Below are 12642 nucleotides of genomic sequence, written 5' to 3' on the forward strand. Positions count from 1 at the left end.
GAGAAAACCGCTGTGGACAACGACAAGCTGCTCGAACACCTGAAGAACGTCACGGTCACGCTGTACGAGACCCGCGCGCGCCTGCGTGAGCTGGAGGACGGGCGGCGTGAGCCCGTCGCCGTGGTCGGCATGGGGTGTCGCTTCCCCGGCGGCGTGACCACACCGGACGAGCTGTGGGAACTGGTGTCCACGGGTGGTGACGCGGTGGGCCCGTTCCCCCAGGACCGCGGCTGGGACCTCACGGACCTGTTCGACCCGGACCCCGACCGCGCCGGCACGAGCCACGTCGGAGAAGGCGGGTTCCTGGCCGACGCCGCCGGTTTCGACGCGGACTTCTTCGGGATCTCGCCCCGTGAGGCGCTGGCGATGGACCCGCAGCAGCGGCTGCTGCTGGAGATCTCCTGGGAGGCGCTGGAGAACGCCGGCATCGCCCCTGCCGGGCTGGCGCGCACGCCGACCGGTGTGTTCGTCGGCGTGGCAGGCCAGGGCTACGGTGCGGGCGCCGCCGAGACCGAGGCGTACCTGCTGACCGGCAACACGGCGAGCGTCGTGTCGGGACGGGTGTCGTACGCGCTGGGCCTCGAGGGGCCCGCCGTGTCCGTGGACACCGCGTGTTCCTCGTCGCTCGTGTCCATCCACCTGGCGGTCCAGGCGCTGCGTGGCGGCGAGTGCTCGCTGGCGCTCGCGGGCGGCGTGACCGTGATGGCCTCGCCCGGTGTGTTCGTGGGGTTCAGCAGGCAACGCGGGCTCGCGGCGGACGGCCGGTGCAAGCCGTTCGCGGCCGCCGCCGACGGTACCGGGTGGGGTGAGGGCGCGGGCGTCCTGGTGCTGGAACGGCTTTCCGACGCGGAACGCGCGGGTCACGACGTACTGGCCGTGATCCGTGGCTCGGCGGTCAACCAGGACGGCGCGTCGAACGGTCTCGCGGCGCCGAACGGGCCGTCGCAGCAACGGGTCATCAACCAGGCACTGGCCAACGCCGGGCTGTCCGGGTCCGATGTGGACGTGGTCGAGGCGCACGGCACCGGCACCACACTCGGCGACCCGATCGAGGCGCAGGCGCTGCTCGCCACGTACGGGCGGCAGCGGTCCGGGGACCGGCCGCTGTGGCTGGGGTCGGTGAAGTCGAACATCGGGCACACGCAGGCGGCCGCCGGCGTGGCAGGCGTGATGAAGATGGTGCTCGCGGTGGGTCACGGCGTCCTGCCCGCGTCGTTGCACGTCGACCGGCCGACACCGCACGTGGACTGGTCCGCGGGCACCGTGGAGCTGCTGACCGAGCGCAGGCCGTGGCCGGAGACCGCGGCGCCGCGCCGGGCAGGCGTCTCGTCGTTCGGCGTGAGCGGCACCAACGCGCACCTGATCATCGAACAGGCGCCCGCACGCACCGAGGACGCAGGCGGGGCGGGGCACGAGGGCGTGACCGTGTGGCCCGTGTCGGCACGGTCCGCGGCCGGCGTGCGGGCACAGGCGGCGCGCCTGCGGGAGCACGTCTCGGCCCACCCCGGGCTGTCCGCGGCCGACGTGGGCCGGTCGCTCGCGACGACCCGGTCGCACCTCGCCCACCGGGCCCACGTGGTGGGTACCGACCGTGCCGAGCTGCTGGCCGGGCTGGCCGCGCTCAGCGAGGGCGGACACGTGTCCGGCCCGGTCGCGGACACCGACCCGGTGTTCGTGTTCCCAGGACAGGGCTCGCAGTGGCCGGGCATGGCCGTCGACCTGCTCGGCTCCTCCCCGGTGTTCGCCGCGAGGCTGGGGGAGTGCGCCGAAGCACTCCGGCCGCACGTGGCATGGTCGCTGCCGGAGGTGTTGCGTGGTGCGCCGGGGGCACCCGGCCTCGACCGGGTGGACGTCGTCCAGCCGGTGCTGTGGGCCGTGATGGTGTCGCTGGCGGCGGTATGGCGGGCCGCGGGTGTGGTCCCGGCGGCGGTGGTGGGCCACAGCCAGGGCGAGATCGCCGCGGCCTGCGTCGCGGGCGGGTTGTCGCTCGAGGACGGCGCCACGGTGGTGGCGCTGCGCAGCCGGGCACTGCGGTCCCTGGCCGGCTCCGGGGCCATGGTGTCGGTGCCGCTCACCCCGGACGAGGTGGCGGACCGGCTGGCCGCCTTCGGTGCCCGGTTGTCGATCGCCGCCGTGAACGGACCGGCGTCCGTCGTGGTGTCCGGCGAGAGCGCCGCCGCCGAGGCACTGCTGGCCGCCCTGACCGAGGACGGCGTGGACGCACGCCGCGTCGCGGTCGACTACGCCGCCCACTCCGCCCAGGTCGAGCTGGTGCGCGACGAGCTGAGCACCGCGCTCGCGGGTGTGCGCCCACAGCAGGGAACGGTGCCGTTCTACTCGACGGTGACCGGGGACGTACTGGACACCACCGCGTTGGACGCCGACTACTGGTACCGGAACCTCCGTGCGGCCGTGCGGTTCGACGACGCCGTCCGCGCGGTCCTCGGCCAGGGACACCGGGTGCTGCTGGAGGTCGGTCCGCACCCCGTCCTGACCATCGGCCTGCAGCAGACGGTGGACGCGGCCGGGGTGCCCGGCACGCTGCTCGCCACACTGCGCCGGGGCGAGGACGGTCCGCGACGGCTGGCGACCGCGCTGGCCGCGGCCCACACGGCGGGCGTCCGGGTGGACTGGCCCGCGGTGCACGCCGGCTCCGGCGCCCGCGTCGTCGGCCTGCCCACCTACCCGTTCGAGCACGAGCGGTACTGGGTGTCGGCGCGTCCCTCGGCGGGCGGCGGCTCCGGGCACCCCCTGGTGGACACGGCCGTCGTGCTGGCCGACGGCCAGGGCGTCGTGCTGACCGCGCGGCTGTCCCTGGCGACGACCCCGTGGCTGGGTGCGCACGCGTTGTCGGGCACCGTCGTGGTGCCAGGCACCGCGTTCGTGGAGCTGGTGTGGCAGGCGGGTTCCCGGGTGGGCTGTGGCCACGTCGACGAGCTGGTGCTCGAGGCGCCACTTGGCCTGCCGGCGCGAGGTGGGGCCCGCGTGCAGGTCCGGGTGGGTGCCGAGGTCGACGGCCGGCGTGCGGTGAGCGTCCACTCCCAGCCCGACAGCGGGGACGCCCAGGCAGAGTCCTGGGTCTGCCACGCCACCGGCACCGTTTCCGCGGACGCGGTGTGCGACGACGTGGAGTCGCAGGCGTGGCCGCCCGAGGACGCCGAGGCCGTGGACGTGAGCTCGCTCTACGAGTCGCTGGCCGGGCGCGGGTTCGCGTATGGGGCGGCCTTCCGGGGGCTGCGGTCGGCGTGGCGTCGTGGCGACGAGGTCTTCGCCGAGGTGGCGGTGCCCCAGGACGTGGACGTGGCGGGTTTCGGTGTCCATCCCGCGCTGCTCGACTCGGCACTGCACGCGGTCGCTCTCCTGCCCGCGCCCGGCGAAGGCACGCGCGGTGGGTTGCCGTTCGCGTGGACCGGTGTGTCCCTGTTCGCCGTCGGCGCCACGGCGCTGCGGGTGCGGGTGAGCCCCGTCGAGTGCTCGGACGCGATCTCGGTCGCCGTGGCCGACCAGTCCGGCCGGCCCGTGGCCGTGGTGGACTCCCTGGCGTTCCGTCCGGCGACCGCTGCCCCGCGATCGACCCCGGCGGGCGAGGCGTTGTTCCGCGTGGACTGGGCACCGGTCGCGGTCGACACCGGGGCGGACATCGACGGCTGGGCGGTGCTGGGGCCGGACCGGCTCGGTCTCGGCGTCCCCGCGTGCCCGCAGGTGGCGGCCGTCGCCGCGGCGAAGCCGACGACCGTGGCGGTCGACGTGTCCGCCCTGGCCGACGGGGTCGACACAGTGCGTGGCGCCGTGGGGGCGGTGCTGGAGCTGCTGCGCGCGTGGCTGGCGGAGCCGACGCTCGCGGGAGTCCCGCTGGTGCTGGTGACGCGCGGCGCCGTGGCGGTCGCCGGGCACGAGACCCCGGACCTCACGTGGGCGCCCGTGTGGGGGCTGGTGCGCAGTGCCCAGGCGGAGAACCCCGGCCGGTTCGTGCTCGTGGACATCGGCGAGGACGGGCCGGCGGCCGTGACCGGTGTGGTCGGTGTCGTCGGGTCCGGCGAGCCGCAGTGCGCGGTCCGCGGCGACGCGGTGTTCGCGCCACGGTTGTCGAGGGCGCTCGAACACGGCGGCGACCTGTCGGTGCCTGACGGCGTCGACGCCTGGCGGATCGGGATGCGCGCCCGGGGGTCCTTCCGTGACCTCACTCTGGTGAGTGCGCCGGAAGGACTCGGCACCCTGGGTCATGGGCAGGTGCGGCTGGCGGTCCGCGCGGCGGGCGTGAACTTCCGCGACATCGTGGTCGCGTTGGGCGTGGTCGACGCGCCGGACGAGCTGCTGGGCAGCGAGGCGGCCGGTGTCGTGACCGAGGTGGGGCCCGGCGTATCCTCGCTCGCGGTCGGCGATCACGTCACCGGTCTGGTCGCAGGCGCGTTCAGCACGACCGCCATCGCCGACGAGCGGATGCTGCACCGGATCCCGCCCGGTTGGTCGTTTGTGGACGCGGCGGTGGTGCCTGTGGCGTTCCTGACGGCGTATTACACGTTGGTGGATGTGGTGGGTGCGCGGCGTGGTGAGTCGGTGTTGGTCCACGCGGGTGCTGGTGGTGTGGGTATGGCCGTCATCCAGCTCGCCCGGTGGTTGGGGCTGGAGGTGTTCGCCACCGCGCATCCCGACAAGTGGCACGCCCTGGGCGTGGCCGAGGACCACGTGGCTTCGTCGCGGTCGACGGACTTCGAGGCCTGCTTCCGCGCGGTGACCGGTGGTCGGGGCGTCGACGTCGTGGTGAACTCGTTGACCGGGGAGTACGTGGACGCGTCGTTGCGGCTGCTCGCGCCGGGCGGCCGGTTCGCCGAGCTGGGCAAGACCGATCTCCGCGACCCGGCACAGGTGGCCTCGGACCACCCGGGGCTGACCTACCGGCCCTCGAACTTCCACGAGGCGGGCGTCGAGCGGGTCCAGCGGATGCTGACCGAGGTCTTCGCACTGTTCGACCGGGGCGTGGTGCGGCGCTCACCGGTGACCGCATGGGACATCCGCCGCACGCCGGACGCCTTCCGGCACATGGCGCAGGCCCGCCACGTCGGCAAGGTGGCGCTGACCATGCCCGGGACCCTCGACCCCGGCGGCACGGTCCTCGTCACGGGCGGTCTCGGCGTGCTGGGCGGCGCCCTGGCCCGGCACCTGGTCGCCGCGCACGGCGTCCGGGACCTGGTGCTGACCGGTCGCCGCGGTGCCGACACCCCCGGCGCGACTGACCTCGTGGCCGAGCTGACGGCGGCGGGCGCGCGAGTGCGGGCCGTGGCGTGCGACGTGGCCGATCGTGACGCCGTGCGGGATCTCCTCGCGTCGGCCGGGGACTCGCTGACCGCGGTCGTGCACGCCGCCGGGGTCCTGGACGACGGCGTCGTGGCGTCGCTGACCCCCGAGCGCGTCGACACCGTGTTCCGGCCGAAGGTCGACGGCGCCGTGCACCTGCACGAGCTGACGAGCGGGACGCGGCTGTCGGCGTTCGTCCTGTTCTCCTCCGCGACCGCCACGCTGGGTGGCGCCGGGCAGGGCAACTACGCTGCCGCCAACGCGTTCCTGGACGCGCTCGCCCGGCACCGCCGCGTCAACGGGCTGCCCGCGGTGTCGCTGTCGTGGGGGATGTGGGCCCAGGTCACCGGGATGACCGCGCACCTCACCGACACCGACCGCGCCCGCATGCGGCAGGCAGGCGTGACCGGACTGTCCACCGAGGACGGACTGGCGTTGTTCGACGCCGCCGTCGGCACACCCGATCCGGTGGTCGTGCCGCTGCGCCTGGACCGCGCTGTTCTCCGCCGCCTCGCCTCGGGCACCGGCGTGCCGCCGGTGCTGCGTGCTCTCGTGGCCGCGACGCCACGGAAGGCCACCAACACCACCGCGGCCGATGGCGCCGGGACCTCCCTGCGGCGACGCCTTGCCGGCATGACCGCCGCCGAGCGGCAGGGCAGCCTGCTCGATCTCGTCCTGGAGAACGTCGCGGCCGTGCTCGGGCACACCGACCCCGCGCGCATCGACGCGGCGAAGCCCTTCCGCGACATCGGGTTCGACTCCCTGACGGCGGTGGAGCTGCGCAACCGGCTCGCCGCGCAGACCGACCTGCGGCTCCCCGCCACGCTCGCGTTCGACCACCCCACGCCCTCGGTGCTCGCGCGGTTCCTGCACGGTCACCTCGCCGGTGACGCGGTACCCGTCGCGACGACGGTGCCCGCGGCTGTCGCGGGCACCGACGAGCCGGTCGCGATCGTCGGGATGGGCTGCCGGTTCCCCGGTGGCGCCGACTCGCCGGAGGAGCTCTGGGACCTCGTGCTCTCCGGCGGCGACGCGATCGGGGCGTTCCCGGACGACCGCGGCTGGGACCTCGCCGCGTTGTTCGACGCCGACCCCGACAGCCCCGGCACGAGCTACGTGAGCGAGGGCGGTTTCGTCCCGACCGCCACGTGTTTCGACGCCGGGTTCTTCGGGATCAGTCCGCGCGAGGCACTCGCCATGGACCCGCAGCAGCGCGTCATGCTCGAGGTGGCGTGGGAGGCCCTCGAACGCGCGGGCATCGCCCCCACCTCGTTGCACGGCAGCGAGACCGGCGTGTTCACGGGCATCTCCGGTACGGAGTACGGATCGCTCGTCGCGCGGGGCACACCCGACGCGGAGGCGTACCTGCTGACCGGCAACACGGCGAGTGTCGTGTCCGGCAGGGTGGCCTACACCCTCGGCCTGCGGGGCCCGGCGATCTCGGTGGACACGGCCTGCTCCTCGTCGCTGGTGGCCGTCCACCTCGCGGTCCAGTCGCTGCGTGGCGGCGAGTGCTCGCTGGCACTGGCCGGGGGCGTCACGATCCTGACCACCCCGGGTCCGTTCGCGGTCTTCAGCAGGCAACGCGGGCTCGCGCCGGACGGCCGGTGCAAGCCGTTCGCGGCCGCAGCCGACGGCACCGGGTGGGGCGAGGGCGCGGGCGTCGTCGTCCTGGAGCGGCTCGCCGACGCGCGCAGGCACGGTCACCACGTGCTGGCGGTCGTCCGCGGCTCGGCCGTCAACCAGGACGGCGCCAGCTTCGGTCTCGCCGCCCCCAACGGGCCGTCGCAGGAGCGGGTCATCCGGCAGGCCCTCGCCAACGCCCGGCTGCGCCCGCACGACGTCGACGCCGTCGAAGCCCACGGCACGGGCACCACCCTCGGCGACCCCATCGAGGCGCAGGCCCTGCTCGCCACCTACGGCCACGACCGCGACCGTCCGCTGTGGCTCGGCTCCGTGAAGTCCAACATCGGCCACACCCAGGCGGCGGCGGGCGTGGCCGGCGTGATCAAGATGGTGATGGCGCTGCGCCACGAGACACTGCCGCCCACACTGCACGTCGACGAGCCGACACCGGAGGTCGACTGGACGTCGGGCGAGGTACGCCTGCTGACGACGCCCCGGCCGTGGCCGCACACCGAACACCCCCGCCGCGCCGGGATCTCCTCGTTCGGGGTCAGCGGCACCAACGCCCACCTGGTGGTGGAGGGAGTCGCGGTGGACGAGGCTCCGCCGGACGAGGCCGACGGCGGCGTACTGCCACTCGCCGTCTCGGCCGGCAGCGCCGAGTCGCTGCGCGGCCAGGTGCGGCGACTGCGCCGGTTCATGGCCGCCCGCCCCGCCGTGTCCACGGTGGACATCGGGTACTCGCTCGCCGCGACGCGGTCGACGTTCGCCCACCGCGCGGTGTTCGTCGGCGCCGGCCGGGACGAGCTCGTCGCGGCGATGGACCGCACCCTGGCCGAAGGGGCGGCGCCGAACGTGTTCCAGGGCGTGGCCCGTGCCGGCAGGTCCGTGTTCGTGTTCCCCGGACAGGGATCCCAGTGGATCGGCATGGCCGCCGAGCTGCTCGACACGTCGCCGGTGTTCGCCGAGCACGTCCGGGAGTGTGCGGACGTGCTCGCGCCGCTGGTGGACTGGTCGCTGGTGGACGTGCTGCGCGGCCACTCGCCCGAGTCCGGCCTGGACCGCGTCGACGTCGTCCAGCCCGCGTTGTTCGCGGTGATGGTGTCGCTGGCCGCGATGTGGCGGGCCCACGGCGTCGAGCCGGATGCCGTGGTCGGCCACAGTCAGGGCGAGATCGCCGCGGCGTACGTGGCCGGCGGGCTGTCGCTCGCCGACGCCGCGAGGACCGTGGTCGCGCGCAGTGCGGCGTTGACGCGCAAAGCGGGTCTCGGGGGCATGGTCTCGGTGCCGCTGCCCGAGGCGGCCGTGCTCGACCGCCTCGCGGCGTTCGGAGGGCGGCTGACCGTCGCCGCGGTGAACGGGCCGGCGTCCGTCGTGGTCTCCGGCGACACCGTGGACACCACCCGCCTGCTCGACGACCTCACCGCGAGTGGCGTCCGGGCGAAGCGGATCCCGGTCACCGTCGCCAGCCACTCCCACCAGGTCGAGGAACTGCGCACGGAGCTGCTCGCGGCGCTGGCCGGCATCGTGCCTCGGTCGGGACGCATCCCGTTCTGCTCGGCGACGACGGGTGAGTTCCTCGACACCGCGAAGCTCGACGAGCACTACTGGTACGACAACCTCCGGCGGCCCGTCCGGCTCGATCGGGCCACGCGTCGGCTGCTCGACCACGGCTGTCGCACGTTCGTCGAGGTCAGCCCGCACCCCGTGCTGACAGCGGCGCTGCAGGACACCTTCACCCTGGTCCAGCCCGAGGCCGTCGCGCTCGCCACGCTGCGCCGCGACGACGGCGGCACACGCCGGGTCCTCACGTCCCTCGCCGAAGCGCACGTGGCGGGCCTCGACGTGTCCTGGCTCCCGGTGTTCGAGGACCGGGCGCCCGACCGGATCGACCTCCCGACCTACGCGTTCGACCGCAGGCGGTACTGGCCGGAGAACCCGCCGGCCGTCGGCGACCTCGGTTCCGCCGGCCTCACCTGCGGCGAGCACCCACTGCTCGGCGCCGTCGTCGACGTGGCCGACGGTTCGCGCGCGGTGCTCACCGGTCAACTGTCCGTCCGCACCCACCCGTGGCTGGCCGAGCACGTCGTCATGGACACCGCGCTGCTGCCGGGGTCCGCTTTCGTCGACCTCGTCCTGCACGCGGGCGACCGGTTGGACTGCCCGCACCTCGACGAGCTGGTCCTGGAGACCCCACTCGTCCTGGCCGCGACGGCGAACGTCCGGCTCCAGGTCGTGGTCGGCGAGGCGGACCAGGCAGGCCGTCGCGAGGTCGCGGTGTACTCGCAGGAGGCGGAACACGGCCAGGACGCGTGGGTGCGCCACGCGAACGGCGTCGTGAGCCCCGGCGAACCCGCCGCCGCGCCACCCGGCCCGGCGGTCTGGCCGCCCGACGCCGCGGTGGCGCTCCCGGTCGACGGCGTCTACGAGGCCATGGCCGACAACGGGTTCGCGTACGGCCCGGTCTTCCGAGGGTTGGTGGCCGCGTGGCGGGTGGGGGAGGACATCCATGCCGAGGTCGCACTCCCCGAGGCCGCCCGCCGCCAGGCGGACAGGTTCGGCCTGCACCCGGCGCTCCTCGACGCCGCGCTGCACCCGCTCTTCCTCCAGGCCACCGGGCAGGCCGACGGCGGGCGGCTCGCGTTCGCGTGGACCGGTGTCCGGCTGCACGCGGTCGGGGCCGACACCCTGCGGGTCCGGCTGACGCCGACCGGGACGGACTCCGTCGCACTCGCACTGTTCGACGTGACCGGCGCGCCAGTGGCCACCGTGGACGGACTCGTCACCCGCCCCGTGTCCCGGCAGGGGTTGAGCACGGGCGCCACCCCGGTCCACGACTCGCTCTTCGGCCTCGGCTGGGCGCGCATCCCCGTCGCGGCGCCGGAGACCGACCTGCGCTCGGCGGTCCTCGACGGCCCCGAGGACGCGGACCTGACGGCCGCGAAGCCCCACGCGGGCCTCGACGCGCTGCGCCAGGCGCTCGACGCGGGCGAGCCCGTTCCCGACGTGGTCGTCGCGTGGGTCGGCCTCGGCACCGCCGACCGTGTCGAGACCGGCACGGCCGTGCGGGCGAGCGTGGGTGGCCTGCTGGCTCTGGTGCGGTCGTGGCTCGCCGACGAGCGGCTGCGCGAGTCACGGCTGGTGATCGTCTCCCACAGCGCTGTCGCGGTCCGCGACGGCGAGCGCCCGGACGTGGCGCTGGCGGCGGCCCTGGGGCTCCTGCGGTCGGCCCAGACCGAGAACCCCGGCCGGTTCACGCACGTGGACGTCGACACCACGGCCGTCCCGCTCGCACTGCTCCACGCGGTGGTGTCCAGTGGCGAGCCGCGTCTCGCGATCCGGCGGGGCGAGGTCCTCGCGGCGCGCCTGACCCGTGTGGCGGCGACCGGCTCCCCGACGCCGTGGGATCCGGCCGGGACGGTCCTGATCACCGGGGGCACCGGGGCGCTCGGCGCGTTGCTCGCCCGGCACCTGGTCGAGCACGGCACGCGGCACCTGGTGCTGACCAGCAGGAGCGGCTCGGCCGCACCGGGTGCCGCGCAGCTGCGGCAGGAGCTGGCCGACCTCGGCGCGGACGTCACCGTCGCCGCCTGCGACGTGACCGACCGGGCCGCGCTCGCGGCGGTGCTGGCCGCGATCCCGACCCGACACCCGCTCACCGCCGTCGTGCACACCGCCGGCGTGCTCGACGACGGGCTCGTCGAGGCGCTCGACCAGGAGCGGGTCGACCGGGTGCTCGCGCCGAAGGTCGACGGCGCGTGGCACCTGCACGAGTTGACGGCGCACCTGGACCTTGCCGCGTTCGTCCTGTACTCCTCGATCGCGGCGACCTTCGGCAGCCCCGGTGTCGGCAACTACGCGGCCGCGAACGCCTTCCTGGACGCGCTCGCACAGCACCGGCGTGCGGCGGGCCTGCCCGCGCAGTCGCTGGCGTGGGGCTGGTGGGGGCAGTCGGGCGGGATGGCCGAACGGCTCGGCGCGGGGGAGCGGGCGCGCCTGCGCGGCGCGGGCATGACCCCGATGTCGGACGAACGCGGGCTCGCACTGTTCGAGGCGGCCCGTCGAGCCGGTTCACCCGTGCTGTTGCCCGTGCGGATCAACGCCTCGGCACTGCGCCAGGCGGCCACCGGCGACGTTCCGCCGTTGCTGCGCGGACTGGTCCGGGTGACACCGCGGGCCGCGGCCAACGCGGCGGTGGCGGACCGCACACGGCTGCGCGGGCGTCTCGCGGCCATGCCCGAGGCCGAACAGCTCGACGTGCTGGTCGACGTGGTCCGCGCCGACGTCGCGGCGATCCTGGGGCACCCGGACAGCGACGCGATCAGTGCCACACAAGGGTTCCTGGAGGCGGGCTTCGACTCGGTCACCGCGGTCGAGCTGCGCAACCGGCTCGCCGCCGTCACCGGCCTCGCACTGCCGACGACCGTCGTGTTCGACAACCCGTCGGCCGCCGCCCTGGCCGCGTACCTGCACCCGAGGTTGACGGCCGAGACCGCCTCGTCGCCGCCGGACGTCACGGAGCACGCCCTGAACACGCTGTACCGCCGGGCGTGCGCCGCGGGCAAGGTGATCGAGGCGACCGAGCTGCTGATGAGCGCTTCGAAGGTCAGAGCGGACTTCCTCGATCCGGCCACTGTCGTCCAACGGCCCACCGCGGTGACGATCGGCGGCAACTGCCCGGGATCCGACCGGGACGTCGTGTGTTTTCCTTCCGTGTCGGCCATCTCCGGCGCGCACGAGTTCGCCAGGCTGGGCACCGCGTTCGACGGGCGGCGCAGGCTGCTCGTGCTCCCGAACGTGGGCTTCGTCGGCGGCGAGCCGTTGCCCGCCGCGGTGTCGGCTGTCGTGGACCTGCACCTCGACACGATGCTGCGGCACGGGCTCGATCCCCGGACCTGCGTGTTGATGGGGGTGTCGTCCGGTGGCTGGGTGGCACACGCCGTGGCGGAACGGCTCGCCCGCCGCGGCGAGCCGGTCGCCGCGGTCGTCCTGCTCGACACCTATCTGCCCGCGGACCTCCACGAGTCCGACGGCGAGGGCAACCCTGGTGCCGGGGCCGTGGTCGCGGCGAAGATGCTCGACGCCGCGGCGGACTTCGGCGGCACCGACGACACCCGGTTCTCCGCGATGGGCGGGTACTTCCGCGTGTTCCGGGACTGGCGGCCGAGCGAGGTGCCGTCCCCGACGCTGTTCGTCCGGCCGAACGACTACGTGGCCGCGCACGTCCGGCAGCCGGTCGACGGCGAGACGTGGCGGGCACGTTGGCCGCTGCCCCACGACCTCGTCGACGTGCCAGGCGACCACTTCTCGATGTTCGACGTGCACTCGGCAGCCACCGCCGAGGCCGTGGACGGCTGGCTCACCGGGCGAGGCATGCGCTGACGCCGATCTGATTACCGGCGGCTCTTCCGGCGAACCACGTCGCTGTCGCCAACGCCGCGAAGAGGAGGACCAGCACGAGGTTCGCCTCGGCCCGGGGTAGGCGTTGTCCCAGCCACCGGCGCCGGAACCACGTCGGCGCCAGGCCGATCGCGGCCACGACCAGTACCGAGATCAGGCCGTACACCAGCAGGACGCGGCCCGTCGACCGCGATCCGGTCGCCGGGGCGCAGGCCGGGCGAGGTGGATTTTGTGGCGTCCACGGTGCTGGTGTCGACCGTTTCCAGGCCGGCTCCGCCGGTGTGTGGCGCGCACGTCGGCCACACCCCCTGCGATGCGCAG

Annotated in this window: 2 protein-coding genes; one reads left to right on the forward strand and one right to left on the reverse strand. The window is 74.6% G+C overall.

What is annotated here, in order from left to right; translation table 11 throughout:
- Positions 1-12 precede the first annotated feature (12 nt).
- Positions 13-12303 (forward strand): type I polyketide synthase, encoded by a 12291-nt coding sequence (locus CLV71_RS48525; protein ID WP_133904474.1) that lies wholly within the window; start codon positions 13-15, stop codon positions 12301-12303.
- On the opposite strand, the gene CLV71_RS20780 is transcribed toward CLV71_RS48525, so the two are convergent.
- Complete coding sequence (locus CLV71_RS20780) at positions 12281-12487, reverse strand: hypothetical protein (protein WP_133904475.1); 207 nt, start codon at positions 12485-12487, stop codon at positions 12281-12283. The genes CLV71_RS48525 and CLV71_RS20780 overlap by 23 nt on opposite strands.
- Positions 12488-12642 lie beyond the last annotated feature (155 nt).

The sequence above is a fragment of the Actinophytocola oryzae genome, assembly GCF_004364325.1.
Classification (GTDB): Bacteria; Actinomycetota; Actinomycetes; order Mycobacteriales; family Pseudonocardiaceae; genus Actinophytocola; species Actinophytocola oryzae.